Annotated in this window: 22 protein-coding genes and 1 pseudogene; 12 read left to right on the forward strand and 11 right to left on the reverse strand. The window is 71.7% G+C overall.

From position 1 onward, the window contains the following. Positions 1-13 precede the first annotated feature (13 nt). Complete coding sequence (locus ABZ272_RS13905) at positions 14-946, forward strand: NAD(+)/NADH kinase (protein ID WP_355050306.1); 933 nt, start codon at positions 14-16, stop codon at positions 944-946. Positions 947-1,107: 161 nt separating this feature from the next. Here the strand turns inward: ABZ272_RS13905 and pgm are convergent, their stop codons facing one another. Together pgm and glgC are read right to left on the reverse strand one after the other, a co-directional pair. After that, on the reverse strand, positions 1,108-2,751 hold the full coding sequence (gene pgm, locus ABZ272_RS13910) for a phosphoglucomutase (alpha-D-glucose-1,6-bisphosphate-dependent) (RefSeq protein WP_355050307.1): 1,644 nt from the start codon (positions 2,749-2,751) through the stop codon (positions 1,108-1,110). Positions 2,752-2,782: 31 nt separating this feature from the next. After that, on the reverse strand, positions 2,783-4,015 hold the full coding sequence (glgC, locus tag ABZ272_RS13915) for a glucose-1-phosphate adenylyltransferase (RefSeq protein ID WP_278138510.1): 1,233 nt from the start codon (positions 4,013-4,015) through the stop codon (positions 2,783-2,785). 72 nt (positions 4,016-4,087) lie between these two features. Here glgC and glgA point away from each other — a divergent pair, with 72 nt between their 5' ends. Continuing rightward, on the forward strand, positions 4,088-5,293 hold the full coding sequence (gene glgA / locus ABZ272_RS13920) for a glycogen synthase (protein ID WP_355050308.1): 1,206 nt from the start codon (positions 4,088-4,090) through the stop codon (positions 5,291-5,293). Positions 5,294-5,295: 2 nt separating this feature from the next. Continuing rightward, complete coding sequence (locus tag ABZ272_RS13925) at positions 5,296-5,772, forward strand: hypothetical protein (RefSeq protein ID WP_355050309.1); 477 nt, start codon at positions 5,296-5,298, stop codon at positions 5,770-5,772. Positions 5,773-5,785: 13 nt separating this feature from the next. On the opposite strand, the gene ABZ272_RS13930 is transcribed toward ABZ272_RS13925, so the two are convergent. Continuing rightward, positions 5,786-6,904 carry a helix-turn-helix domain-containing protein gene (locus tag ABZ272_RS13930; protein WP_355050310.1) on the reverse strand — a complete coding sequence of 373 codons (1,119 nt, stop codon included), beginning with the start codon at positions 6,902-6,904 and terminating at the stop codon, positions 5,786-5,788. 431 nt (positions 6,905-7,335) lie between these two features. On the opposite strand from ABZ272_RS13930, the gene ABZ272_RS13935 reads away from it, so the two are divergent. From ABZ272_RS13935 to glgB, 3 genes and pseudogenes are all read left to right on the forward strand, one after another. Further along, positions 7,336-7,563: a winged helix-turn-helix domain-containing protein gene (locus ABZ272_RS13935; RefSeq protein ID WP_355050311.1), complete on the forward strand. Its 228-nt coding sequence runs from the start codon at positions 7,336-7,338 to the stop codon at positions 7,561-7,563. Between the two features lie 407 nt (positions 7,564-7,970). Continuing rightward, positions 7,971-10,025: pseudogene (locus tag ABZ272_RS13940) on the forward strand (maltotransferase domain-containing protein); the annotation flags it as partial. Between the two features lie 551 nt (positions 10,026-10,576). After that, positions 10,577-12,679: a 1,4-alpha-glucan branching protein GlgB gene (gene glgB, locus ABZ272_RS13945; protein ID WP_355050312.1), complete on the forward strand. Its 2,103-nt coding sequence runs from the start codon at positions 10,577-10,579 to the stop codon at positions 12,677-12,679. 88 nt (positions 12,680-12,767) lie between these two features. On the opposite strand, the gene ABZ272_RS13950 is transcribed toward glgB, so the two are convergent. Continuing rightward, the gene (locus tag ABZ272_RS13950) at positions 12,768-13,349 is read right to left on the reverse strand and encodes a hypothetical protein (protein WP_355050313.1); all 582 of its coding nucleotides are present in this window, start codon (positions 13,347-13,349) and stop codon (positions 12,768-12,770) included. 159 nt (positions 13,350-13,508) lie between these two features. Here ABZ272_RS13950 and ABZ272_RS13955 point away from each other — a divergent pair, with 159 nt between their 5' ends. Then, complete coding sequence (locus ABZ272_RS13955) at positions 13,509-13,985, forward strand: hypothetical protein (RefSeq protein WP_355050314.1); 477 nt, start codon at positions 13,509-13,511, stop codon at positions 13,983-13,985. A 495-nt stretch (positions 13,986-14,480) separates the two neighbouring features. Here ABZ272_RS13955 and ABZ272_RS13960 read toward each other — a convergent pair whose 3' ends face one another. The 3 genes from ABZ272_RS13960 to ABZ272_RS13970 all read right to left on the reverse strand — a co-directional run bounded on the left by ABZ272_RS13960 (position 14,481) and on the right by ABZ272_RS13970 (position 17,050). Beyond that, positions 14,481-15,374 carry a hypothetical protein gene (locus tag ABZ272_RS13960; protein WP_355050315.1) on the reverse strand — a complete coding sequence of 298 codons (894 nt, stop codon included), beginning with the start codon at positions 15,372-15,374 and terminating at the stop codon, positions 14,481-14,483. A 135-nt stretch (positions 15,375-15,509) separates the two neighbouring features. Further along, positions 15,510-15,722, reverse strand: coding sequence for an aldo/keto reductase (locus ABZ272_RS13965; RefSeq protein ID WP_355050316.1), 213 nt, complete (start codon positions 15,720-15,722; stop codon positions 15,510-15,512). A 287-nt stretch (positions 15,723-16,009) separates the two neighbouring features. Next, entirely contained in the window at positions 16,010-17,050 is a 1,041-nt protein-coding gene (locus ABZ272_RS13970; protein ID WP_355050317.1) for a phosphatase domain-containing protein, read from the reverse strand. Between the two features lie 147 nt (positions 17,051-17,197). Here ABZ272_RS13970 and ABZ272_RS13975 point away from each other — a divergent pair, with 147 nt between their 5' ends. From ABZ272_RS13975 to ABZ272_RS13990, 4 genes are all read left to right on the forward strand, one after another. Next, the gene (locus tag ABZ272_RS13975) at positions 17,198-18,871 is read left to right on the forward strand and encodes a hypothetical protein (protein ID WP_355050318.1); all 1,674 of its coding nucleotides are present in this window, start codon (positions 17,198-17,200) and stop codon (positions 18,869-18,871) included. A 53-nt stretch (positions 18,872-18,924) separates the two neighbouring features. Next, complete coding sequence (gene yaaA, locus ABZ272_RS13980; RefSeq protein ID WP_355050319.1) at positions 18,925-19,722, forward strand: peroxide stress protein YaaA; 798 nt, start codon at positions 18,925-18,927, stop codon at positions 19,720-19,722. A gap of 107 nt (positions 19,723-19,829) precedes the next feature. After that, positions 19,830-20,522 carry a hypothetical protein gene (locus tag ABZ272_RS13985; RefSeq protein WP_355050320.1) on the forward strand — a complete coding sequence of 231 codons (693 nt, stop codon included), beginning with the start codon at positions 19,830-19,832 and terminating at the stop codon, positions 20,520-20,522. Positions 20,523-20,595: 73 nt separating this feature from the next. Continuing rightward, complete coding sequence (locus ABZ272_RS13990; protein ID WP_355050321.1) at positions 20,596-21,549, forward strand: TAXI family TRAP transporter solute-binding subunit; 954 nt, start codon at positions 20,596-20,598, stop codon at positions 21,547-21,549. A 63-nt stretch (positions 21,550-21,612) separates the two neighbouring features. On the opposite strand, the gene ABZ272_RS13995 is transcribed toward ABZ272_RS13990, so the two are convergent. The 3 genes from ABZ272_RS13995 to ABZ272_RS14005 form a co-directional block, all read right to left on the reverse strand. Then, entirely contained in the window at positions 21,613-23,046 is a 1,434-nt protein-coding gene (locus ABZ272_RS13995) for a HAMP domain-containing sensor histidine kinase (protein WP_355050322.1), read from the reverse strand. Positions 23,047-23,055: 9 nt separating this feature from the next. Continuing rightward, entirely contained in the window at positions 23,056-23,712 is a 657-nt protein-coding gene (locus ABZ272_RS14000) for a response regulator transcription factor (protein WP_355050323.1), read from the reverse strand. Between the two features lie 81 nt (positions 23,713-23,793). After that, positions 23,794-24,105, reverse strand: coding sequence for a hypothetical protein (locus ABZ272_RS14005; RefSeq protein ID WP_355050324.1), 312 nt, complete (start codon positions 24,103-24,105; stop codon positions 23,794-23,796). 96 nt (positions 24,106-24,201) lie between these two features. On the opposite strand from ABZ272_RS14005, the gene ABZ272_RS14010 reads away from it, so the two are divergent. Next, on the forward strand, positions 24,202-24,540 hold the full coding sequence (locus ABZ272_RS14010; RefSeq protein WP_355050325.1) for a DUF952 domain-containing protein: 339 nt from the start codon (positions 24,202-24,204) through the stop codon (positions 24,538-24,540). Positions 24,541-24,616: 76 nt separating this feature from the next. Here the strand turns inward: ABZ272_RS14010 and ABZ272_RS14015 are convergent, their stop codons facing one another. Continuing rightward, on the reverse strand, positions 24,617-26,374 hold the full coding sequence (locus ABZ272_RS14015; RefSeq protein WP_355050326.1) for a CDP-glycerol glycerophosphotransferase family protein: 1,758 nt from the start codon (positions 26,372-26,374) through the stop codon (positions 24,617-24,619). Positions 26,375-26,672 lie beyond the last annotated feature (298 nt).

The following is a 26,672-nucleotide window of genomic DNA, read 5'->3' on the forward strand; positions in this document are numbered from 1 at the left end:
ATGAGCTGGACGGGTGTCGGGGCTGGGACTTGTGCTGCACCCCACCCGGGATGTCACCGAGGTGGTCGAAATCATCGAACGGTGGGCGACGCGTCACCGCAAGACGTTGTACGTGCGCGAGGAGGACCGGCACCGCGTCCCGTCCTCTGTCGAACCGGTGCCGGAGGACAAGGTCGCCGTCCGCGCCGACGCGTTGATCAGCATCGGCGGTGACGGCACGATGCTGGGTGCGCTGCGCTCCGCCGTCCGCGACCCGAAGCCGGTGCTCGGCGTACACCTGGGTCGTCTGGGGTTTCTGGTCGAGATCGAACCGCCGGGGCTGCCCGACGCGCTGAGCCGGCTGCTGTCGAAGGACTTCACCGTCGAGTCGCACGCGTGTCTCGCCTGCGACGTGTGCGGTGACGACGTCGTGGCGTTCAACGACATCGCGTTGGTCCGCCAGCCGGGCGCCGGTTTCGTCAGCGTCACGCTCGCCATCGACGGCCAGCAGTACGGCTACTACCGCAGCGACGCCGTCGTGGTCAGCACCCCGATCGGCTCGACGGCGTACAGCTACGCGGCCGGCGGCCCACTGATCTCCCCGGCGGCGGACTCGGTGGTGATCACCCCGTCGGCGCCGATGGCCGGCATCTCCCGGGCGGTGGTGCTGTCGCCGGACGAGAAGATCCGGTTGGAGCTACAGCCCAACTCGTCGCCGGTCGTCGTGGAGATGGACGGTCTGGTGTTCCGCGACGCGGCGACGGAGGGGGCGGTGGACATCTCCTACCGCCGCGACGCCGGCCTGGTGGTCCGCTTCGACCCGCTGCGCTACCAGGAGCGCAACCAGTTGAAGATGACCCTGCTCGACCTGCCGTTCCTCCCCGAGCAGCTCCGCGAACTACTCCCCGAAGAACTCCGCCGCCGCAGCCAGGAACTCCCCCCACCCGCCGACCCCCCACCCTGCTGAAGACCCACCCACCCCACCCACCCCACCCGCCCGGCCGCCCCGGCCGAGTTGATCAAGAGGTTTGCGTCACGACACGCCGGGCGGCATGACGCAAACTTCTTGATCAACGCGGCCGGAGGGGCGCGGCCCGGGGGGGGGGAGGAGGAGGGGTCAGGTCTGGGTTAGGCCTGGGTTAGGGCCTGGTCTACGAGGGTTTTGGCTTCTTCCTGGATCTTCTTCAGGTGGTCGGGGCCCTGGAAGGACTCGGCGTAGATCTTGTAGACGTCTTCCGTTCCCGAGGGCCTGGCGGCGAACCAGCCGGACTTCGTGCTGACCTTGAGGCCACCGATCGGGGCGTGGTTGCCGGGGGCGGTGGTCAGGGTCGCGGTGATCGGCTCACCGGCCAGCTCCGTGGCGGTGACCTGGTCCGGGTTGAGCTTGGCGAGCACCGCCTTCTGCTCGCGGGTCGCCGGGGCGTCGATCCGGGCGTACGCGGGAGCGCCGAAACGCTCGGCCAACTCCGCCCAGTGCTCGCTCGGGCTGCGCCCGGTGGTGGCCAGGATCTCGGAGGCCAGCAGGCAGAGCAGGATGCCGTCCTTGTCGGTGGTCCAGGTGGAGCCGTCGCGCCGCAGGAACGACGCCCCGGCGCTCTCCTCGCCGCCGAAACCGACCGCCCCGTCGAGCAGGCCGGGCACGAACCACTTGAACCCGACCGGCACCTCCAACAGCGGCCGACCCAGGTCGGCGGCCACCCGGTCGATCATCGAGGACGAGACCAGGGTCTTGCCGACGGCGGCGGCCGGCCCCCAGTCGGCGCGGGTCCGGAACAGGTGCCCGATCGCGACCGCGAGGAAGTGGTTGGGGTTCATGAGGCCGCCGTCGGGGGTGACGATGCCGTGCCGGTCGGCGTCCGCGTCGTTGCCCGTGGAGATCTGGTAGTCGGCCCGCGCGGCGATCAGCGACGCCATGGCATTCGGCGAGGAGCAGTCCATCCGGATCTTGCCATCGCCGTCCAGGGTCATGAACCGCCAGGTCGGGTCGACCGTCGGGTTGACCACCGTCAGGTCCAGCCGGTGCCGCTCGGCGATCTCGCCCCAGTAGGCCACGCTCGCCCCACCGAGGGGGTCCGCGCCGATGCGGATGCCGGCGTCGCGGATCGCGTCGATGTCGATCGCGGCCGGCAGGTCGTCGACGTAGTGGGCGAGGAAGTCGTACTCCCCGGTGGTGTCGGCGGCCCGGGCCCGCGCGTAGGTGATCCGGCGGACCTCCTTGAGCCCGGCGGCCAGGATCGCGTTGGCGCGGTCCTGGATCCACCGGGTCACGTCGGTGTCGGCCGGCCCGCCGTTGGTGGGGTTGTACTTGAAGCCGCCGTCGTCCGGCGGGTTGTGCGACGGGGTGATAACGATGCCGTCGGCGAGCCCGCTGGTGCGCCCCCGGTTGTGGGTGAGGATCGCGTGCGACAGCGCCGGCGTGGGGGTGTAGCCGTCGCGGCTGTCCACCAGCACGGTGACGCCGTTGGCGGCGAGGACTTCGAGCGCGTCCACGGCGGCCGGCGCGGAGAGCGCGTGGGTGTCCCGGGCGAGGAACAGCGGGCCGTCGAGGCCCTGCTCCCGCCGGTAGTCGCAGAGCGCCTGGGTGACCGCGAGGATGTGGTCGGAGTTGAACGCGTTGCGCAGGCTGGAGCCCCGGTGACCGGAGGTGCCGAAGGAGACCTGCTGCGCCGGGTCCGCGGGGTCCGGATGCTCGGCGTAGTAGGCGGTCACCAGGCGCGGCACGTCGACCAGGTCGGCGGGCTCGGCGGGCTGGCCGGCACGGGGGTGGGTCACTGCGGGATCCTCCTCGGTGTGTGCGGGTCGGTCACGGCTCGACCTTCTGGCCCTTGCCGATGACCACGATGCCGTTGTCGGAGACGGTGTAGCGCTGGCGGTCCTTCTCCAGGTCGACGCCGATCTCGACGCCCTCGGGGACGAACACGTTCTTGTCCAGGATCGCCCGTCGGACCACCGCGTGTCGGCCGATCTCGACGCCCTCCATCAGCACCGAGCCCTCCACGTGCGCCCAGGAGTGCACCCGGACCTTCGGCGACACGATCGAGTTCTCCACCAGCGAGCCGGAGATCACCACGCCGGGCGAGACCATCGAGCCGACCGCCCGGCCGACCCGCTCACCCCACTGGTGGACGAACTTCGCCGGCGGCCACGGCGGCTGCTCGGTGTAGATCGGCCAGTCGAAGTTGTAGAGGTTGAAGACGGGGTGCACGTTGATCAGATCCATGTGCGCGTCGTAGAACGAGTCGAGGGTCCCCACGTCCCGCCAGTAGCCCCGGTCCCGGTCGGTGCTGCCCGGCACCTCGTTGTCACGGAAGTCGTAGACGTTCGCCTCGCCCCGCTCGACGAGCATCGGGATGATGCTGCCGCCCATGTCGTGCTTGCTGCTCTTGTCGGCGGCGTCGCGCTCGACCGCCTCGCACAGGGCCCGGGTCGTGAAGACGTAGTTGCCCATCGAGGCGTAGATCTCGTCCGGCGCGTCGGGCAGGCCGACTGCGTCGGTGGGCTTCTCGCGGAACGCGCGGATCTTCCGGCCGTCCTCGCCGACCTCGATGACACCGAACTGGTCGGCCATCGACAGCGGCTGGCGGATGCCGGCGACGGTCACGGCGGCGCCGGAGGCGATGTGGTCCTCCACCATCTGCCGGGGATCCATCCGGTAGATGTGGTCGGCGCCGAAGACGATCACGTAGTCGGGCTGCTCGTCGTTGATGAGGTTGAAGCTCTGGTAGATGGCGTCGGCCGAGCCGGCGAACCACCACGGGCCACGACGCTGCTGCGCCGGCACCGGGGTGACGTAGTTGCCGAGCAGCGTGGACATCCGCCAGGTCTTGGTGATGTGTCGGTCGAGGGAGTGGGACTTGTACTGGGTCAACACGACGATCTTGAGATAGCCGGCGTTGGCCAGGTTGGAGAGGACGAAGTCGACCATGCGGTACATCCCGCCGAACGGGACGGCCGGCTTGGCCCGGTCCGTGGTGAGTGGCATCAGGCGCTTGCCCTCCCCACCCGCCAGGACGATCGCGAGCACCTTGGCAGCCATGCCCCGACGCTATCCACCCGCGTGCCACTTCACCACTCGGACGGGGAGTCTTCTGCACTAGGGTGCGGGGTCATGACGGAACCCACCCCGCTGCGCGTCGACCTGCTCACCCGCGAGTACCCGCCGGAGGTCTACGGCGGCGCGGGCGTGCACGTCGAGTACCTGGCTCGGGAACTGCGTCGCCTCGCCGACGTCCGCGTGCACTGCTTCGGCCTCCCCCGCGCCGAGCCGGGCGTCACGGCGTACGCCGACCCGCCCGGTCTGACCGGCGCGAACGCCGCGTTGCGGACGATGGGCGTGGACCTGGAGATGGCCGCCGGGGCCGCCGGCACCGACGTGGTGCACAGCCACACGTGGTACGCGAACCTGGCCGGGCACACCGCGAAGCTGCTGCACGGGGTGCCGCACGTGGTGACCGCGCACAGCCTGGAGCCGCTGCGGCCGTGGAAGGCCGAGCAGCTCGGCGGCGGCTACGCGCTCTCGTCGTGGATCGAGCGCACGGCGTACGAGTCGGCCGACGCGATCATCGCGGTCAGCGGTGGGATGCGCGGCGACGTGCTGACCGCGTACCCGCAGATCGACCCGTCCAAGGTCCAGGTGGTCTACAACGGCATCGACACCGCGCAGTACGCCCCGGACTCCGGCACCGACGTGCTCGACCGGCTCGGCATCGACCCGGCGCTGCCCAGCGTGGTGTACGTGGGCCGGATCACCCGGCAGAAGGGCCTGCCCTACCTGCTGCGGGCCGCCCGGGAGCTGCCGGCGGACACCCAGCTCGTGCTGCTGGCCGGCGCGCCGGACACGGCGGAGATCGCCGCCGAGGTCGAGGAGCTGGTCACCGAGCTGCGGGCCAACCGCTCCGGCGTCGTCTGGGTGGCCGAGATGCTGCCCAAGCCCGAGGTGATCCAGGTGCTCACCCACGCGACGGTCTTCGTCTGCCCGTCGGTGTACGAGCCGATGGGCATCGTGAACCTGGAGGCGATGGCCTGCGAGACGGCCGTGGTGGCGACCGCCACCGGCGGCATCCCCGAGGTGGTGGCCGACGGCGAGACCGGCCTGCTGGTGCCGATCGAGCAGGCCACCGACGGGTCGGGGACGCCGCTGAAGCCGGAGGCGTTCGTGGCCGACCTGGCGGCGGCGATCAACACGCTGCTCGCCGACCCGGCGCGTACCGAGCGCTTCGGTCTGGCCGGCCGGCGACGCGCGGTCGAACACTTCTCCTGGGATTCCGTCGCGCGGCAGACCCTGGACGTGTACCGCTCCGTCGGCGGGCGCTGATCATGCGGTACGACGAACTCGAAGCCGCGATCCTCCGGCTGGTCGTCGCGGCGGGCGAGGACGACCTGCGGGCGTTCGGCCTCGACACGGTCACCCGGCTGACCCGCGACGACCTTCTCGACACCGCCGTCGACGACGAGATGACCGAGGACGCATGGGCGGCGCTCACCAGCGCCCGCGAGAACGTGCGGACGGCCGACGCGACGGAGCTGCGCGCGCTGCTGGTACGGATCGACGAGGGCATCCTCGCCGACGGTGACCTCGACCAGGGTCTCCTGACGGCCTTCACCGCGCTGGAGCACTGGACCACCTACCTGGAGGAGAACGCGCGCGGGGAGATCTACGAGCTGGCCATCCGCGCTGTCGAGGAGGTCGACTTCCAGGTCTCGGCCGACCTCGACGACGTCCTCGCCACCCCGGAGATGGCCGCCGAGTACGCCCGGATCGAGCGCCTGCTCACCGGCGGCCATCGCGGGTAACGGGCGACGTTCCTCAGGCAACGTGGAGGGTGGCGGCGAGCTGGGAGAGTTCGGTCGGCGCGTCGGCGTTTCGCGACACGACGGCGACCAGCTTCCGTACCGCCGGACGATGGTGCACCTCGCTGTGGGCTACGCGCTCCGCGTCGAGCAGCGTCCGGCCAGCTCGGAGCATGTCACCTGCGCGAGCGTGAACGCGGGCCACGTCGAGGAGGTACGCGGCGCGGTGCTCGGGCGGCAGTGACCGCCACCGGTCGTCGGCCATCAGTCGCTGGTGCCGGGCTGTGGCCGTGGTGACGTCGCCCAGCGCCGCCTCGGCAACCACCCGAGCCGCGTCGACCGCCGCCCCCTTGTCTGCTCCGACCTCCCCCGCCTGGTCGAGCGACTGATGGGCGACTCGTTCGTCTGCCCGGTCGGCAGCGGCGAGGGCAGCTTGGATGAGCAGCGCTCCTCGTAGCGACGAGGCGGCCGTGGACCATTCGCAGCGGTCAACGGCGAGGAGCGCGGCATCCAGAGCGGAGAGCCGCCGACCACGGGAGCGTAGGGCCTGACTCAATGCCACGGTGGCGACGGCGGCCAGCCGGGGGTCGTCGGCAGCGGCGGTCATCGCACGGTCGGCGGCCAACCAGGCCAGGTCCCCCTGGTCGACCTTGACCAGCGCCAGGGCGATGAGCGCGTACACCGACACCAGCAGCGTGTCCGTCGCGCCGGGGCGAGCCGCGTGCGCTTCCCGGGCCGCGTCGAGCAGGCCGGGCAGCAGTGCCAGCAACGCGGGGTACCGAGCGTGGCGATAGCTCTGCTCGGCATGCTCCAGCCGGGCCCGCAACTCCTCCGCCAGTGGCGGTCGGTCCGCGCCCGGTAGGTGGTACCGGGCCAGCGCCAGCCGTACCCCGTCCACCCCGGCCACGACCGGAGTGGGCCGCACTGGCCGTGCCGCCAAGAGGACCTCCACGTCGATGCGCAACGTCTCGGCGATCTCCCGGAGGTTCGACACCCGTTCCAACTGGCGTACCCCACGCTCGACCTTGTCCACCCAACTCTTCGACTTGCCGAGCCGGTCCGCGAACTGCTGCTGCGTCATGTTGCGCCGCACCCGCCACTGGGCAACCCGGCGACCCACCGGCAGCTCGTTCACCGCCGGCCCGTCGCGCTCACCGCACGACCCCAAGAACAAACAACAGGAGTACGACCACAGCGATCACGAGTCCGTAGAGGTACTGCCGACGGGTGAGTGACGCCCGCGCCGGGAGCGGCGGAGAGGGCACCTGATCCCCGTCCGGCAGCCGAGGGCGCGCACCGGCAACGGGTTTGGCGGGTGGCAACGGCCCATCGGGTGGACGCTCACGCATCGGTAACTCCTCAAAGGCGATAAACGCAGGCCGGTGAAGACGCAGGTCAGGGCGGAGCGACACGGGGAACCGCCCCGCCCTGCCAGAGGGACCTCCGCTGCTGACGAGAGAACCCCTGTGGCCCAATTTAGGACCCTAAGTAGCCAGAGTCAACACAGGGTCCACACCATGTCGCTGATGGTGAGAAGCTGGACAGGCTGACGAGAGGTGGACCCACATGCCCCGCAAGCCTGTTTACGAGCAGGTAGTCGATGACGTCACCGCGTCAATTCGCAGCGGCACCCTGAAGCCTGGCGACAAGTTGCCGACCATCGCCGAACTCGCCCGCCAGTACAGCTCATCCGACAACCCGATCAAGCGGGCTCTCTGGATCTTGGATGAACGGGGCTGGATCGAGGTACATCAGGGCAAGGGGTCGTTCGTAGCGCCGAACCCGCCCGCCTGACCCCGAGCGCAACTTCGCTTCCTTGATCGGTGGCTGCTGAGCGGCACGACACGCCGAGCGCGGTGCTGCTGAGGCGCCAACGATCATCGCCGCGCGAATGCCACCACGGGCCGCGCTCCAGAACCCGCCCACCTGGCCCGTTCGTGGGGTGCCCGCGGCCTTGATCCACTCGCCTTCCAGGAAATCGCGGCATCGAACGCGCACTGATACCGCAGTTTCCTGTAACGCGAGTGGATCAGGGCGAGAGCGGCCGGCCCGCGTGGAGATCCGCGCAACTTCGGGGAAACTGCTGTGTCAACGCGCTCTGATGCAGCAGTTTCCCCGAAAGTGAGCGGATCTTGGGTTGGGTGCCCACCGGGCGGGTGCTTGGCCGCGCGCGAGCCGATCTCGCACAGTAGGTTGGCGGGGTGACAGGACGGTTCCCGATCGAAGACGTCTCCCCCGTCGTCTCGTGCGGGCGGTACCCGGCCAAGGCGGTCGTCGACGAGCCGGTTCCGGTGTCGGCGCGCGCCTACCGGGAGGGGCACGACGCGCTGGGCTGCAACGTGGTGTGGGCCGGTCCGGACGGCGAGGAGCGCCCGTTCACCCGGATGCGCCCCGGCGAGCCCGGCCAGGACCGTTGGCACGCCACGATCCGCCCGGACGCCGTCGGCGCGTGGACCTTCACCGTCGAGGCGTTCCAGGATCCCTACCTGACGTGGCAGAACGCGGTGACCAAGAAGATCGCCGCCGGGCAGGGGCCGGAAGATCTCGCCAACGACCTGGCCGAGGGCGCCCGGGTGCTGGCCGCCGCCACGGACCTGGTGCCGGCCGCCGACCGCCCGAGCGTCGCCGACGCGCTCACCGCCCTCGCCGCCACCGACCTGCCGTTGCCGCAGCGCGTCGGGCCGGCGCTCGCGCTGGCCGACCTGCTCTGGGAGCACCCGGTGCGGGAGTTGGTAACGGTCTCTGACGCGTACTCCCTCTGGGTTGACCGCAAGCGGGCCCTCTTCTCGGCCTGGTACGAGTTCTTCCCGCGCTCCGAAGGAGCGGCGGGTGGGCGCTCCGGCACCTTCGCCACCGCGACCGGGCGGCTGCCCGGTGTCGCCGCGATGGGCTTCGACGTGCTCTACCTGCCGCCGATCCACCCGATCGGCCGCATCAACCGCAAGGGCCGCAACAACGCGCTCACCGCCGGGCCGACCGACGTGGGCTCGCCGTGGGCCATCGGCGCCGCCGAGGGCGGCCACGACACGATCCACCCCGACCTGGGTACGCCAGCGGACTTCCGGGCCTTCATCGAGGCGGCGGCGGCGCAGGACCTGGAGGTGGCGATGGACCTGGCGTTGCAGTGCGCGCCGGACCACCCATGGGTGACCGAGCACCCGGAGTGGTTCACCACCCGGGCCGACGGCAGCATCGCGTACGCGGAGAACCCGCCGAAAAAGTACCAGGACATCTACCCGGTCAACTTCGACAACGACCCGGAGGGCATCCGGGCCGAGGTGCTGCGGGTGGTGCTGCACTGGGTCGGCGAGGGCATCCGGATCTTCCGGGTGGACAACCCGCACACCAAGCCGTTCGACTTCTGGCACTGGCTGATCGCCGAGGTCAAGAAGGTCGATCCGGACGTGCTGTTCCTGGCCGAGGCGTTCACCCGGCCGGCCATCATGCACGGGCTCGGCAAGATCGGCTTCACGCAGTCGTACACCTACTTCACCTGGCGCACGACGGCCGCCCAGATGCGGGAGTACTGCGAGGAGCTGGTCGCGTCGGCCGACCACATGCGGCCGAACTTCTGGCCGAACACGCCGGACATCCTGCACGAGTCGTTGCAACACGGCGGCCCGCCGATGTTCAAGATCCGGGCGGTGCTGGCCGCGCTGCTCTCCCCCTCCTGGGGCCTGTACGCGGGCTACGAGCTGTTCGAGCACGTGGCCCGCCCCGGCGCGGAGGAGTACCTGGACAACGAGAAGTACGAGCTGCGTCCGCGCGACTGGGCCGCCGCCGAGGCGCAGGGCCGCTCGCTCGCGCCGTTCCTGACCACCCTCAATCGGGTACGCCGCGACAACCCGGCGCTGCACCAGCTCCGCAACCTGCAATTCCACGAGATCGACAACCCGGCGCTGCTGTGCTGGTCGAAGCACGACCCGGAGACCGGCAACACGGTCATCGTGGTCTGCTCGTTCGACTCACGCGAAGTGCAGTGGGGCAACACCACGCTCGACATGCCGGCGCTGGGGTTCGACTGGCACGAGCGCTTCACCGTGTACGACGAGCTGACCGGCACCAGCTACGACTGGGGGCAGCGCAATGCGGTGCGGCTCGACCCGTACCTGCAACCGGCACACGTGCTGACCGTCCGCCGCCCGACGCCGCCCGCCGTTCCCGAGCTGGCCGGCGTCGAACCGGCGGATCTCACCGTCGCCGACGTGCCGGAGGAGCTGTCCGGGGGCACCGCGCCGACGACCCCGGCCACCGAGCCATCGCCTCCGGCCAGCGTCGCGGAGCCCTCGGCTACCCCGCCGTCGCCCACCGCGCCCCCGGCCACCGCGCCGCCGCCCACCGCGCCGCCGGCCACCGCGCCGCCGGCCACCGCGCCCCCGGCCACCGCGCCGCCGTCGCCAGCCACCACGACGCCGGCCCCGGCTACCGCGCCATCTGCCCCAGTCGTCGAGCCATCTCCCCCGGCTGCCGAGCCATCTGCCCCGGCCGTCGAGCCATCTGCCCCGGCCGTCGAGCCATCTCCCCCGGCAGCCGCGCCATCTGCCTCAGCCGCCGAGCCATCTCCCCCGGCAGCCGCGCCATCTGTCCCGGCTGCGGTGCCGGCGACCCCGGCCCGCGGTGCGGCGACCCCGGCCCGAGGTGCGGCGACCCCGGCCCGAGGTGCGGCGACGCCGGCCACCGTGGCGCTCCGCGCGGCGGCCCGTGCGGCTGCCGCCCAGTCCTCGGACGGCCGCCCGTCCGCGCCTCACCCGGCTGCCACCCGCCCGTCCCGCTCCGCGCCGACCGCTCCCGCCTCGAAGGACGACCGATGGACCAGCTGATCACCGGTGTGACGCACGACCCGCACGCGCTGCTCGGCGCGCACCCCGCCGAGGGGTCGACCACGATCCGCACGATGCGCCGGGGCGCGGGTGACGTGGTGCTGCTCGTCGGCGACGAGCGGCACCCGATGAAGCGGGTGCACGACCTGGGCATCTTCGAGGCGCAGGTCGAGGGCAGCGTGCTCGACTACCGGGTGGAGGTCGACGGCACGACGCACGACGACCCGTACCGCTACCCGCCCACGCTCGGCGAGCTGGACCTGCACCTCATCGGCGAGGGCCGGCACGAGCGGCTGTGGGAAGCGCTCGGCGCGCGGGTGTTCGACGAGGGCGTGGCGTTCAGCGTCTGGGCGCCCAACGCCCAGGGCGTCCGCGTGATCGGTGACTTCACCGGCTGGGGCGCGGACGACGGCTGGCCGATGCGCTCACTCGGCTCCAGCGGGGTGTGGGAGCTGTTCGTCCCCAACGCGCGGGTCGGTGCCCGCTACAAGTACCGGGTGCTCGGCGCCGACGGGAAGTGGCGGGACAAGGCCGACCCCCTGGCGGCGTACGCGGAGGTGCCGCCGGCCACCGCGTCGGTGGTGCACCACTCGACGTACCGGTGGAACGACGCCGACTGGCTCGCCCGCCGGGCCGAGCGGCGGCCACACCAGGAGCCGATGAGCGTGTACGAGGTGCACCTCGGCTCGTGGCGGCCCGGCCTGGGCTACCGCGAGCTGGCCGAGCAGCTCACCGCGTACGTCACCGAGCTGGGCTTCACGCACGTGGAGTTCCTGCCCGTGATGGAGCACCCGTTCGGCGGCTCGTGGGGCTACCAGGTGACCGGCTACTACGCGCCGACGTCCCGCTTCGGCGACCCGGACGAGTTCCGCCACCTCGTCGACGCTCTGCACGCCGCCGGCATCGGCGTGATCCTCGACTGGGTGCCCGCGCACTTCCCGAAGGACGAGTGGGCGCTCGCCCGCTTCGACGGCACCCCGCTGTACGAGCACCCCGACCCCCGACGCGGCGAGCACCCCGACTGGGGCACGTACGTCTTCGACTTCGGCCGCCGTGAGGTGCGCAACTTCCTGGTCGCCAACGCGCTCTACTGGTGCGAGGAGTTCCACGTCGACGGGCTGCGCGTCGACGCGGTCGCCTCGATGCTCTACCTGGACTACTCCCGCGAGGCGGGCCAGTGGGCCCCCAACCGGTACGGCGGTCGGGAGAACCTGGAGGCCATCGCGCTCATGCAGGAGGTGAACGCGACGGTCTACAAGCACCACGCCGGCGTCGTGATGATCGCCGAGGAGTCCACCGCGTGGCCGGGCGTCACCCAGTCCACCGCCGGTGGCGGGCTGGGCTTCGGCTTCAAGTGGAACATGGGCTGGATGCACGACACCCTGCTCTACACGTCGAAGGACCCGATCTACCGCCAGCACCACCACCACCAGCTCACGTTCTCCCTGGCGTACGCCTGGAGCGAGAACTACGTGCTGCCGATCAGCCACGACGAGGTCGTGCACGGCAAGGGATCGCTGGCGGGCAAGATGCCCGGCGACACCTGGCAGCGCCTCGCCAACGTCCGGGCGCTGCTGGCGTACATGTGGGCGCACCCCGGCAAGCAACTGCTCTTCATGGGCTCCGAGCTGGCCGACGACCGGGAGTGGAGCGAGGAGCGCGGCCTCGACTGGTACCTGCTGCACGACCCGGCCCGCGCCGGCGTGCAACGGCTCGTCGGTGACCTCAACCGCGTCTACCGGGACACCCCGGCACTGTGGGCGCAGGACACCGAACCGGCCGGGTTCCGCTGGATCGCCGGAGACGACGTCGCCAACAACACCGTCTCCTTCGTCCGGATCGCCCCCGACGGCTCGACGCTGGTGTGCGTGGCGAACTTCTCGGCACTACCGCTGCACGACTACCGGATCGGCCTACCGGCCGGCGGCACGTGGACCGAGGTGCTCAACACCGACGCCCACCACTACGGCGGGTCCGGGGTGGGCAACCTGGGCGAGGTGCACGCCCAGGACGTGCCCTGGCACGGCCTGGTCGCCTCGGCGGCCCTCCAGGTCCCCCCGCTGGGCGTCATCTGGCTCCGCCAGGGCTGACCGCCGCTGACCGCCCCGCAGTCCCATGATCACTTGATGCTGACCAGTTGTCAGAAGCCTCCTGGAACTGGTGAGCATCAAGTGATCGTCACGCGACATATTTGAAGGCGCACATCGACTCCTCGGAGATCTGACCCTGGGTCAGCATCTTCTCCGAATTCGCGCCCTCGTCGTACACGTACTTCACGGTCTCCGGGTCTGTGCCGGCCGGATATTCCGGCACACCCGTCAACTTGAACACATCGCCGACGGCATGCGCCTGGTCTCCCCTTTGGACCGTAAGCTCGACCCCCGTGATCGCCGGCAGTGAACCCCGACCCGGCACCGGTACGAGGACCTGACCGAAGGGAGCGTCGTCACCGATGACGAACTCACCCTTGGCCGCCGCCTCGCTCTGCGGCTCCGCCACCTGCCAGTAGGCCGGAATGGTCGGTCTTCCGCCCCCTGTCTCCGGAGTCGCGGCGGCAGCCTGGTTGTCGTACGCCTTCACGCTCACGATCCGTTTATCCGCGCAGAGTGGGGCAAAGACGTGGAAGCTGTCCCCAATTTTCGCCACTCCCAGCGCATAGCTTGCATCACCCGGCCACAGGCATCCCGAGGTCGACGCCACCAGACCGACGGCGATGAGCGCCCGAAGCATGAGTCGCACCGACGGCCCAACCTTCAGCATGCGTACCCTCCCGGCATTGAAGCGCGCTGACCGCGACCAACAATCCCACCTTGCCGATCAGTTGTGCAGCCCCCCTCGAACAGGGGTTGCCCGGCCGAGCCATTCTTCGTCACGCCGTCAACAGCCAGGCCGTCGGCTGACTGTTAGCCTGACGCTCTCATGGCACAGTTCGGCACTCGGGAGACCTTCGCCGTCGAGGTCGGTGAGGCAATGTCTCCCGGCCTCCGCATCATCGACCTCTGGGCGGCGGGCAAGCTGCTGACAGCCCGTGACAACGTGGCCTACGTACCGTCCTTCCGCCACTACCTGCGCTCCGCCTCAGCACGAGTACGCCAGCGCGAGGTCCTGCGCCGCCCGTTTCCGGAACGGTCACCCGAGGAGACATTCCGGCGTCTCGAGGCCGACCAGTCCGAGTTCCGCGAGCAGTACTGGTTCCTCAACTGGGGCGAGATCGTCGACGACGTCGACAGCTACGCCTACCTTGACAGTGACCTGGTGCTCGTCTTCGCTCTCCGGGGAACCAGCCTCACCGTCGACGACGTGGGCAAAGTCTTCGTTGCCAGAGTCCCACCAGACACCTTCGCTGCGACCCTGGAGCAAGCTGCCGACCTGCTCGACGGGCCGGTCGCCACGTAAGGCCGGGGCGTTATGGGTGGATCGCACGCAGAAGCACCAGCGAGGGGTCCGATTCCACTAGGTAGAAGTCGACCTGCATCTCCTTCCGGGTAGCAGTTGCCGGAACAATTGTCGTGTAACCAGAAATCTCACCTGAGGGAACGCCCTCGCGCTCCGAGTTGGCCCAGTAGGGCAACTGCGAATAGGGGAGCAAATCGTCCCGCACCAAGCCGACCACCGGCAGGATCTGCGCGAGACACGGAGGGTCGACTCTCGCTCGGTAGACGAGGCTCCTATTGAGATCGTCCGGGCCATCCCAGAAGCTGACTGCCTGCTGGGCGCATTCGGGGAGCGGGATTTCGTATGCCGCGAGGACTTCCGCGACCGTCTCGTTGGTCCTCCCGTTGGGGCCATATGACCCATTTCCCGTACATCCCGACAGCATGAGCACAGCCATCACTACCGCCAGTGTCGACGCGCGGCTCACTGCGTTGTCCCTGTCAGACGTCGTCAAGGTCACTGCACCGCGATGCGGACGATCCGCGTCCCGCCCCGGACCGACTGGCCGGTCAACACGCCGCCATCGACCCGCGACAGCCCACCGAACCGTCCCTCGACACGTAGGTGCACCGCGCCGCCGCCGAGCGAGTACAGCCAGAGCCCGTCCCGCCCGCCGACCCGGCCGCTCACCGCCAACCGCTGGCCGTCGACCATCGCCACGCCCCGGATCACCTCGAATGGCAGATCCTGCTCGACCAACCCATCGCGGCCGTTCGTCAGCCACAGCGTTCGTCCCTGGACGACGTAGACGCCCTCGGTCCCGACAGCGCCGAGGAACAGCGGCTGGGAATCGTCGAAGCGGCACGCTCCCCGAGGTCCGGTCGCCACCTCTGTGCCGGGCTCGCTCGCGGCCTCTCGCCAGGTGCCGGTCGAGCCTCGGAGCAGCGTGAGGCACGCCGCCGGTGAGGGTTTGGCCACGAGAATCCCGGTGCCATCGGCGGCCGACGCAACGCTGGCCACCGCAGCAAAGCCACCCCAGCGCGCCATGCTCGTGTGCGCCGGATTCAGGAGGTCGACCACCGTGCTCTCGCCGTGGCAGTAGGCGGCGGCAAGGATGTCGTCACCTCCGCGAACGGCGATGCGCTCCAGGGTGTACCAGCCGGGACACTCCATCTCCCAGTCCCAGTAGCTCAACGGGTCGAGTTCGCCGCCGTCGCCATGCACGCTGAACAGCGCCTGCGGCGAATCCCATCCACCACGCTCGACCATGAGGAAGACGACCTCGCCGTTCGCCAGGCCGACCGGCGCGCCCAGCAGTTCGCCACGTGACGTCGGGATGAGAGGTCCGGTGGGCGTGCCGGCCAGCCGCACGTCGGCGGGGCGGATCGCGAGGTACAGGGCGGCTGCCACTGTCCACCCCCACTCCCGTCCACCGCTCGGTCGGGTCGGGAGGGACGATAACGCAGCGCGGCAACCGACCGCTGCCCGCCACGGCGGCGCGCGCATTCGGTGGGTATCGGCTGCGTCCTCCTCCACACTCCCGCCTCAGAAGCCGGTTGGCTGCCGCGGAGTGTAGGGAACGGTGAGCGTGATGTGCTCCTGCCCGCTGAGGGTGAGCGTCAGAGCGGCGGTGGCGTCGTCGAGGTGGTGTGGTGCGCTGGCACCCACGATGGGCGCGGCAACGACCGGGTTGCTCAGGACCCACGCGAGCGCCACCTGCGCCATGGTGACGTCACGGGCGTTCGCGATGGTCTGCACGGCGTCGACCCCGCAGTCCCATGATCACTTGATGCTGACCAGTTGTCAGAAGCCCCTCGGAACTGGTCAGCATCACGTGATCAAGGCTCGAGTCACGCACGACGGCCCGCTGTACGGGCTTGCGTGGTCCCCCTCGTGCTAACCACGCAACAGATTCTGCCCGCCGGCGACCAGCATGACTCGTCGCGATACCCCGCTAGTCCAGCGCGAGGGCGAGCCCTGTCGTGACCAGGAGCAGGCCGAGCGCGACGCTGATCAGTGCTCGCCACACGGCGACTCCTCCGCCGTCAGACCAGGCCGGCGTCGCGGAGCAGCTGCCACAGGCCGGCGCCGTCCGGCGCGGACAGCCACTTCTGCCCCACCGGCCCCGAGGACGGCCGTCCGGCCGGGGCGGGCAGGCTACCGGCCAACACCGACTGCGTCGGGGACAGCCGCCGGATGGCCACCCCGGCGACGTTCTCCGGGTGGGCGGCCGCGAACTCGCGGTAGATCTCCTGGTCGTGCTGACCGTCGTCGCCGACCAGCAGCCAGCGCACGTCGGGGAACTCCTTGGCCAGCCGGGCGAGGGTGGAACGCTTGTGCTCCATGCCGCTGCGGAACCAGCGGTCGGCGGTCGGACCCCAGTCGGTGAGCAGCAGCGGCCCGGCCGGGTAGAGGTGCCGGGACAGGAACCGCGTCAACGTCGGCGCGACGTTCCACGCGCCGGTGGAGAGGTAGAAGACCGGGGCGCCGGGGTGCGCGGTGACCAGTCGTTCGTAGAGCACCGCCATGCCGGGTACGGCGGCGCGGGCGTGCTCGTCGAGAACGAAGGTGTTCCACGCGGCGAGCAGGGGTCGGGGCAGCGCCGTCACCATCACCGTGTCGTCGATGTCGGAGAGGATGCCGAACTTGACGTCCGGGTCGAGGATGCGCACGGGCGCGTTGACGGGCTCGGCGTCGGGGACGCTGAGGCGTACGGTGCCCCAGCCGGGTGGCAGGTCGGCCTCGACGAGCATGTCGACGAAGCCGCTGCGGTCGGCCTGGGCCTCGTGTCGTACCCCGCCCGCCTCGATCTGCACCGTGACGTGCTTGGCGGGCAGGGTGGTGAAGCTGCGCCAGCCACGCACCTTGTCCAGCCGACCCCGCTGGCGGTTGTCCGGACGACCGAGCAGCACCCGGCACATCACACGTACCCAGCCGGGGCGGCCGTAGCCGGTGTAGGCGACGATGTTCATCCGCCAGCCGGTGCGGCGCAGCCGACGCTCCACGAGCTGGTGCACGGCGTCTTCGATCCGCGCGGCCCGGTGCAGATTCGGCACGGCCAGTTCGCCGGCGGGTGTGGGTGGCACCCGCCAACCCTGCCACACGTCATCGGCGACGGCCACGCGAGCGGGTCCGAACCGCAGCCCGCCAGCCAGGCCGGACTGGGCCGAAGCGGCCCGACCGGCCGTCGGTCCGTGAAACACTCCGGTCGGGACGACGACGGGGGCGTGGTCGTGTCGCATCCAGAGCAGCACCGCGGGCGGTGGCGTCCGCGACTTGACCGGCCGGCGCTCGTCGCGCTGCTGTTCGGGCTGGTCGGCGTCGGGTACCGGCTGGTCCTAACGCTGTACACCGTCCCGGTGTCGAACAGCGACGAGGCGACCTTCGGGCTGGCCGCCCTGCACATCGGGCGGGGCCGGGAACACCCCGTCTTCCTCTACGGCCAGCACTACATGGGGATGCTGGAGTCGTACCTGGCGGCGCCTCTGCTTGCCGTTTTCGGGCCGAGCTGGCCGGTGCTGCGGTTGCCGATGCTGGCCCTGTACGCGGTCTTCCTCTGGCTCGCGTACCGGCTCACCCGGCGGATCTACGCGCCGTGGTTCGCCGTCCTCGTGGTGGGTCTGCTGGCGCTGGGTCCGGAGCGGGTGGTGCGTGACCAGCTCACCGTGGTCGGCGGCCGGCCGGAGGTCAAACCGGCGGTGCTGCTGATGCTGCTGATCGTCGTGGGGCTGGCCGCCGGGTCGGTGCGTCACCGTCGGCTGGCCGTCGCGCTGTTCGGGCTGCTGGCCGGACTGGCGGCCTGGTCGGACTGGCTGATCCTGCCGTATCTGGGGGTCGCCGTGCTGGCCCTGGTCTGGGCGGTGCGCCGGGAGTTGCTCGGCTGGTCCGGGCCGCTGCTGGTGGCGGGTTTCGTGGTCGGGGTCGCGCCGATGATCGTCGACAACCTGCGCGCCGGGCCGGGTGAGGACTCGCTGACGGTGTTCCGGGAGGTCAGCACCAAGGCCGGCCCGCTGCCGCCGTGGTCGGACCGGATCCGGGGCGGCCTGTTGGAGGGGGTGCCGCTGGCGCACGGGCTCTGCCCGGTCGACGGCTGCGGCCGCTGGCAGCAGTGGTTCGGGTTGCTCTATCCGGCGCTGCTGGTGGCCGCCGCGGCGCTCGCGCTCGTCGCGTACCGCCGGGCCGTGGGCACGACACCCGGCGAGCCCGCCGCCGGCACCCCGCGCGGCGACCGGGCCGAGGGCACGCCGCGGGCCGGGCGGGTCGGGCCGGTGGTGCAGCTCGCGCTGGTCGTCGGGGCGGGGTTGACCCTGCTGTCGTACGTGCGCAGCCCGCTCGCCGCGACCAGTCCGCTGGACAACGCCCGCTACCTGTCGGTGCTGCAACTGTCGCTGCCGGCGGTGCTCTGGCCGCTCTGGGCGGCAGCCGTGGCCGGCTGGCGGGGCACGGTGGGCGTGCTCGGCCGGCTGACCGGCGCGCTGGCCGCCGCCGCGCTGGCGGCGCTGACCGCGACGACGCTGGTGGTCACGGTGCTCTTCGCGGTCAGCGGCGCCGCCGCGTCGCGGACCGAGGAGCGCCAAGCCCGGGAGTTGGCCGCCGCGCTGCGCGCCGACGGACCCCACGAGGTGTACGGGGACTACTGGACCTGCAACCGGTTGATTTTCAACACCGACGAGTCGGTGGTCTGCGGGGTGCTCGACGGCGACCTGTCCCCGGGGCAGAACCGCTACCGGCCGTACTGGCGGCAGGTCGGGCGGGCCGCACGGCCGGGCTACGTGGTGGAGGTCGACTCGCCGATGGACCGGCGGCTGCGCCGGCTGCTCGCCGACCGTCCCGACGCCGCACCGGTCCGCGAGGTGGGTGGCTATCGCGTGTACCACCCCGACACCCCGGTGCGGCCCTGGCGCTGAGCACGGGTCGTACGCTGGCTCAGCCGCCGCCGTACGCCGTCCGAGGAGACCCGATGCTCATCCTGCTGCCGCCCTCGGAGGGCAAGGCCGACGCCGGCACCGGACGGCGGTGGACGCCGGACAAGCTCTCGCTGCCGGAGCTGAACCCGGCCCGCGAGCGGGTGCTCGACGCGCTCGTGGCGCTCAGCGCGGGGCCGGACGAGGAGGCGGCGTTGGCCGCGCTCGGGCTCAGCGAGGGTCAGCGCGGTGAGCTGCGCCGCAACGCCCGGCTGCGGGAGGCGGCGACCGCCCCGGCCGAGCGGCTCTACACCGGGGTGCTCTACGAGGCGCTGGAGCTGGCCACGCTGCCACCGGCGGCGCTGCGGGCGGCCCGCCGGTCGATCCTCATCAGCTCCGGCCTGTGGGGCGCGGTACGCCTCACCGACCGGATCCCGCCGTACCGCTGCCCGATCGGCGTCCGCCTGCCGGATGTCGGGGCGCTGTCGGCGTACTGGCGCCGGGAGTTGACGCCGGTCCTGGCCGGCGCGGCCGGTCGGGGCCCGGTGCTCGACCTGCGCTCCGGCGCGTACGCGGCCACCTGGACGCCACGCGGTGAGCTGGCCGAACGGACGGTCACCGTGCGGGTGCTGCACGAGCGGGAGGTCGACGGTGTGCCCGTCCGCTCGGTCGTGAGCCACTTCAACAAGGCGACCAAGGGACGGCTGGTCCGGGATCTGCTCATCGCCGGCGCGAAGCCGCGCACCGCCCGGGAGCTGGTCGGCGCCCTGCGCGAGCTGAAGCACGCCGTGGTGGAGGAGCCGGCCGCCGCCGGGCGGGTCCGGCAGGTGGATCTGGTGGTCACCGAGCTGTAGCGGCGCGGGAGCCGCAAGATTTGCTCAAGGCTGGGCGGGACACGTTCCGTAACGGCCGCGCAGGGGCCACGGTAGGGAGACCCAGACTCCGACAAAGGAGCCTTAAGTTGCCCCGCGATCCCGCCCTGCTCGACCGGCCCCGCCCACCGGCGACGCCGCCCCCGCTGGACTGGCTGACCCTGGGCGACGCGTTCGAGGCGTCCTGCCTGCTGCGCTGCACCGCGCCTCCGACGGGCGCCCGGTCGAGCGCCACGCCACCGGCGCAGGCGCCGGGGGTCGAGTTCAACCGGGAGGACGCCGCGCAGCGGATGCGCCAGCTGCTCGCCCGCCTCGACATCCCGGTCACCCAGGAGGTGACGGTCGGTGGACTCCGCCGCCGCTACGAGGTGCACCGGCTGTGGGTGCCGCCGGAGCACCGGGGCACGTACGGCCGGTTGATGGATGCCGGCTGGTGGCAGGGACGTCGGGAGCTGTTGGGCGGTCCGGTGCCGGGCGCCTCGCCGGCCCGCCGTCGGTGGGTGTCCCGCCTCGCGGCGGCGGCGTGGCGGTCGGCGCTGCTGGCCGGCGGGCGGCACGTGCGCCGGCACATCCTCGGTGTGCGGCTCACCGACCGGGAGTTGGCCGCCGTGCTGATCCGCGGCGCGGCCGTGCTCGACGTGCCGGCCGCACTCCGCCCGGGCACCGGCTGTTTCCTGGTGAGCGTGGCCGACGGGCCGGACCGGGAGCGCATCCTGCACAGCGCGTCGTTGGAGCCGGCGCGCGCCGCGGTGCCGACGCCGGGCCGCCGCCCGGCCTGCTGAACGACGGCCCGTACTTACGGCACTGACGGGTGCGGGCTTGCGCGGGCCCGTCGGAGCGCGCACAGTGCACCGCGTGAGTCGTACCTCGTCTCCTCGGGCCGGTCGACGCCGCGCGGGGGCGGCGGCGCTGGCGCTGGTCGTGGCCCTGACCGTCGGCGGCTGCCGGGACGACCCGGCCGAGTCGATGGAGATCCGGATCGCCACCGGCAGCCCCACCGCCGTCTACTACGCGTTCGGGCAGTCCCTCGCGACCATCCTCAACCGCGAACTACCCGGGGTACGGGCCAGCGTGGTGATCACCGCGGCCTCGGCGGAGAACGTCCGCCTGGTCGGCTCGGGGGCCGCCGAGCTGGGTTTCACCCAGGCCGACGTGCTGCCCACGAGCCCGACGCAGAGCCCGTCGGTGGACGCGGTGGCCCGGGTGTACGACGACCAACTGCACCTGGTCACGACCGACGGCGGGCCGGTCCGCACGGTCGGCGACCTGCGGGGTCGGCGGGTCTCCGTGGGCGCGGCCGGCTCCGGCACCGAGATCACCGCCACCCGGCTGCTGGAGGTGGCCCGGCTCGGCGGCGACGCGGTACGCCGGGAACGGCTCGGCCTGGACGACTCGGTGACCGCCCTGCGCTCGGGACGCATCGACGCGTTCTTCTTCTCCGGTGGTCTGCCGGTGCGGGGCATCGAGGAGCTGGCCGGGCGCAGCGCCACCCGGATCGTCGACCTGGGCGAGTGGACGGAGCCGTTGCGCGCCCGCTACGGGCAGGTCTACGTCTCCCGGGACATCCCCCGCTCGGTGTACGGGATGAACCCGGTGACCACGGTCGCCGACCCGAACTATCTGATCGTGCGGGCCGACCTGCCGGAGCCGCTGGTCCGGGATGTGACCCGACTGCTGATGGAGCGTCGGGCCGAGCTGGGCGCGGCGCATCCGGCGGCGGGACGGATGAGTCCCCGCTCGGCGATCGCCACCGCGCCGCTGCCGCTGCACCCGGGCGCCGCCGCCTGGTACCGGGCCGCCAAGCCCTGAGCTGCCGGGCGGCCGCGTCGTGGGCCGCCCGGGTCGCCGCGCTGGCCGAGCCGTGCACCGCCGCTAGCGCGTTGGGGTGGGCCACCGGTCGGCGGCCGGGTCCCCGTCCCCGTCCAGCGGCTCTCCCGCCGGCTCGGTGGCCGGGAACCACAGGCCGGCGACCAGCCCGCGCGGAGTGCCCGCTCGCATGGTGAGCCGGCCGTCGGAGGCGTCAACCAGTACGGCGGCGATGGTCAGGCCGAGCCCGGCGCCGTCGACGTTCTGCGCGTCCGGGGCCCGCCAGAACCGCTCGGTGGCCTGGCGGAGCTGACTCTCGGTCATACCCGGGCCGGTGTCGCGCACCTCCAACAGGACGCCCTCGTCGCGGCGGGCCACCGTCACCGTCACCGCCCCGCCGGCCCCGCTGAACTTCACCGCGTTGTCGATCAGGGCGTCCAGCGCCTGGTCGACGGCGGTCGGCACGGTCCGCGCGTACGCGGGAGCGTCGCTCGTGGCCAGGCGCAGCGCGACCGACCGGTGCCGGGCCAACGGCGCCCACGCGGACACCCGGGAGGCCGCGACGGCGGCGGCGTCCACGCTGACCCGCTCGTTCTCCTCGCGTTCGGCCCGGGCCAGGGTGAGCAGCGCGTCGAGCACCAGCGCCAGCCGGTCGGTCTCCTCCAACGCCAGCCGGTGCTCGGAGCGCCCGTCCGCGTCGGTGAGACTGGGACCCAGCTCCTCCACCCGCAGCCGCAGCGCCGTGAGCGGATTACGCAGCTGGTGGCTGGCGTGCGCGACGAAGGCACGCTGCCGGTCCATCACGTCGGAGACCACGTCGGCCATGTGGTTGAAGCTGGTCGCGAGCCGGCGCAGCTCCGGCGGGCCGAGTCGGTGCTGCACGCGCGCGCCCCGGTCGCCCTCGGCGATCTCGTGGGTGACCGCGTCCAGCTCGGTGACCGGCCGCAGCACCCATCCAGCCAGGCCGAACGCGGTGAGCACGCAGGCCAGCACGACGAGCAGGCCGGCCACGGTGAGCAGCAGCCACCAGATGGTCACGGCCTGGCGGATCTCGCCGGCGGGTGTCACGATCACCACCGCGCCGAGGACCTCACCGCCGTCGTTGATGGGCACCGCCACCACCACCGGGCCGGCGGACCAGGGCCAGATCGACTCCGGCGCGCTGGCCTGCTGCCCGGACAGCGCCACGTCCAGGACCGTGGCGGTTCCGGTGGACCGCCAGCTCGCCGAGTCGACGACGATGCCCCGGTCCCGGTCGACGACCGCCGCGCCGATCCCGTACAGGTCGTCGTAGCTGCGCAGCTCCGCGCCGATCGGGCCGGGCTCCCCGCCGCGCAGCGCCGGACCGGCCAGCGAGGCGAACCGGGTGGCGTCGGCGAGCCGGTCGGCGCGTACCCGCTCGGTCTCCCGGCTGGCCAGGGTCACGGCGAGCGGGCTCTCCAGCGCGACGAGGACGAGCACCATCAGCAGCAGGTAACTGATCACCAGTCGACGGCGCACGGCGTCCCCTCACGCATCGCGCAACCGGTAGCCGACCCCACGGACGGTCTCCACCAGCCGCGCGTCGCCCAGCTTGCCGCGCAACGACCCGACGTGCACCTCGACGGTGTGCGGATCGCCCCAGGTGGTGCCCCAGGCGTCGAGCAGGATGCGGTCGCGGGGCACCGCCACCCCCGGCTGGCGGGCGAGCGACAACAGCACGTCGAACTCCTTGCGGGTCAGCGTCACCGCGCGCCCCGCCACCGTCACCGTGCGGGCGGCCACGTCGATGCGCACCGCCCCCGCCTCGATCAGGTGCCGCTCGGGGGCGGCATTCGCGGCCCGACGCAGCACCGCCTCGATCCGCGCCTGCAACTCCACCATCGAGAACGGTTTGACCACGTAGTCGTCCGCGCCCAGGCGCAGCCCGAGGACCCGGTCGCGCTCCTCACCCCGCGCGGTCACCGCGATGATGCCGAGCTGGCTGCTGCGCCGGCGCAGCTCCCGACACACCTCGGTGCCGTCGCCGTCGGGGAGGGTCAGATCCAGCAGCACCAGGTCGCACGGCGCGGCGGAGAGCGCCGCGGCGACCGTGGCGGCGTGCTCGACCTGGTAGCCACGACGGGTCAGGGCGGAGGAGAGCGCGGCGGCCACCCGGCGGTCGTCCTCCACCAGCAGGATCCGCACCGTGCCCCCATCCGTCGCAGCCGTCCTGCGAATGGTGGCAGAAGGCCGCCGGGAGCGGGAGGGCCGCCTCCCGGTCGGGCCCTACAGACCGAACGTGTCGTCGGCGACCGCGTCCCGCACGCCGTCGGTGAAGCCCCGGAAACCAGGGTCGTCGTGCCGGGCGGGCACGCTGGTCACGTTGACGCCGCTGGCCTGGGTGACGGCGTCGACCAGGGGCGGAAAGTCGATCTCGGCGTCGTCGAACGCGTCGTCGTCCGCCTCGGCCAGGTTGATCACGTGCTGCACGTCGTCCGACGGGGTGTCCGGATCCTCGGCCCACTCGCCGCCGGCCCGGTAGCACTCGTCGTACAGCCCGCGCTGGGTGTCGGTCCAGTCGTCGTCGTAGCTCGCCATCGTCCATCCCCTTCCGGCGGGTCCACCTGAGCATGACGGGCGGTGGCCGACGTCGGCGGCGGTACGGCCGAAACGTGGGAGACGTAGTCTGCGGAGGTGATCTACAAGCTGTTGCCGACCGTCGAGTGGGACGACGCCCGGGCCGCCGGTGCCGTCGCCGGCTCGGCCCTGGACCGCCAGGACGGTTTCATCCACCTCTCCGCCGCCGACCAGGTGGTGGAGACGGCCCGCCGGCACTTCTCCGGCGTCACCGGCCTCACCCTGCTCGGCGTGGACGAGGGCCGGCTGGCCGACGCCCTGCGCTGGGAGCCGTCGCGCGGCGGGCAGCTCTTCCCCCACCTGTACGGGCCGCTGCCGGTGAGCGCGGTGGTGACGGCACGGGCGTTGCCGGCGGACACTCCGGTCGCCGACGCGGTCGCCGCCCTGCTCGACTGAGTCACACCCCTTCACGGCCGACACGACCGCGCCCGGTCCGACGAGTGTCGGGCCGGGCGCGGAACGTGGTGCGCGGTCAGCGGCAGAGCCGGGTGATCTCCTCGGCGAACCGGTCCATCGGGTTGGCCTCCGCCGGCCCCAACAGGTAGGTCTTCAGGTCGCGGCGGGCCTCCGTCATCGGGTCGTCGCCGGCCCGGGTCACCGCCACGATCTTCTCCAGCTCACCGCAGTCGGCGGAGAGCAGGTACGCGGCCCGCGCGGTCGGGTACTCCCGGCGGAACTCGTCCTCCGGCAGGCCGGCCGGGTTGGCCACCACGTACGGCCGCTGACTCTGCACGAAGTCCGAGACCACACTGGACACGTCGCTGATCAGCAGGTCGGTCTGGTTGAAGCAGTCGAACAGCCCGGGCGTACGGCCGGTCACCACGAGATGGGCGGTGCCGTCCAGGGTGGTCGCGTTGGGGTTCCCACCGGCGGAGCGGATCGCCTCGACGATCCGGTCGTGCACCGCCTTGGCCGCCTTGGACCGTGACCCGGTGAGCGGGTGCGGCTTGTAGACCAGACGCACCCCGGGGTTGCTCGCCAGCAGGCCCTTGACGATCCGCTCACCCATCAGCACCAGCGAGGTGTGGTACGGGTCGTCGTCGAGCCAGCCCTCCCAGGTGGGCGCGTAGAGCACGGTGAACGGACGGTCCACCGACTCGGCCCCGAAGGTGTGCACGCCGGCCAGCTGCGGCCGGCCGATCTCCACGATGTCCGAGTCGAGCACGCCCACCCCGGCCCGGGCGTACCGCTCCCGACCGGCCAGACCCGCGACCCAGACCTCGTCGTACACCTTGCTGTAGGGGTTGACGCTGGCCTGCTTGTCGCTGTCGCCGTGCCCCACGAAGACGTGCTTCATGCCGGGCTCGCGCAGCATGTGGATGTTCGCGCCGACGTTCGCGGCGTAGAGGGCGGCGCGGACGCTGCCGAGTTCGAGGTTCATGAAGTCCACCCCGGCCGGTACGCAGAGCACCGGCAGCCGGGTGTCGGCCAGCTCGAAGAACGCCTCCCGGCTGCGCATCAGCACCACCGCGCGCTGGTTCAGCGCCTCGGTGGGAGCGAGCCACATGTTGGCCTGGTAGACGTCCTTGGCCGGGCCGGCGAAGTAGAGCGCCACCTCGGGCCGGTGGGTGTCGAGCCAGCGCTGCACGGCCGGCAGCAGCGGTCCCTGGCCGGAGCCCCGCCCACGCAGCCACGTCACGGCGATGATCGCGCCCACCACCCCGGTCGCCGCCACCGTCAGAGCGGCGGCGATGAAGTACGGCGTCGGCTCGTGCCGCACGGCGGCGACCACCGCGGCCGGGACCAGCAGGAGGTTGAGCAGGGGCATCCGGTCCCCCGCGACGGCCGCCGCCCAGGCCGGTGGGCGGGGGGCCGAGCGCAGGGGGCCCAGCTCGATGTTGCGGACCAGGGCGGACTGCGGGTTACGACGGTCGATCATGGTGGAGAGCGCGCCCGCGAAGACCGAGACGACCCACACGGCCGCCGGCAGGATCAGCAGGAGGCTCAACTCGACGCCGTCGAGCTCGACCTGGGCGGCGACCAGCAGCACGGCCGACAGGTCACGGGTCAACTGCCGGTACGAGAAGTTCAGGCCGACCTTCTCCAGCAGCACCTGCGACGGCGGGGACCAGCGTGCGGCGGCGAACTCCCCGACCACCGCCGCCAGTCCGGCGACGGCGAACAGGCCGACCCAACCGAAGACTCCTGCGACGAGCATGACCAGGTAGGCCAGCACCAGCAGCGCGCTCTGCGCGGCAACGCCGATGCGTCCCGATAACGTGCCGAACAAAGGTAAAGCTCCCTATGCGAGTGGTGACCGGCTGGGCGAGTGGGCCCTCGACGGCGACACCGGGTGGGGCGGGTGACGGACCACGCCGGGCCAAGGCGACGACGTGGAATTCGCATCCTCGCGCGCCGGCGGATCAGTCCGGATCACACACGCCACGTTCGATGTCCGAGCTCCTGATGTGCAGTGTGCCACGCGCGTGCCGGCCCGCACCGACCACAACGGGCCGTTCGTGGCGTGACTGCGACCTTAACGTCGCCGGACAAGAAGGCATCACCCGGGTGTCCGCCACCATTGCGGG

Origin of the sequence: Micromonospora sp. NPDC005979 (genome assembly GCF_040614415.1) — a bacterium.
In the GTDB taxonomy this organism is placed as follows: Bacteria; Actinomycetota; Actinomycetes; order Mycobacteriales; family Micromonosporaceae; genus Micromonospora.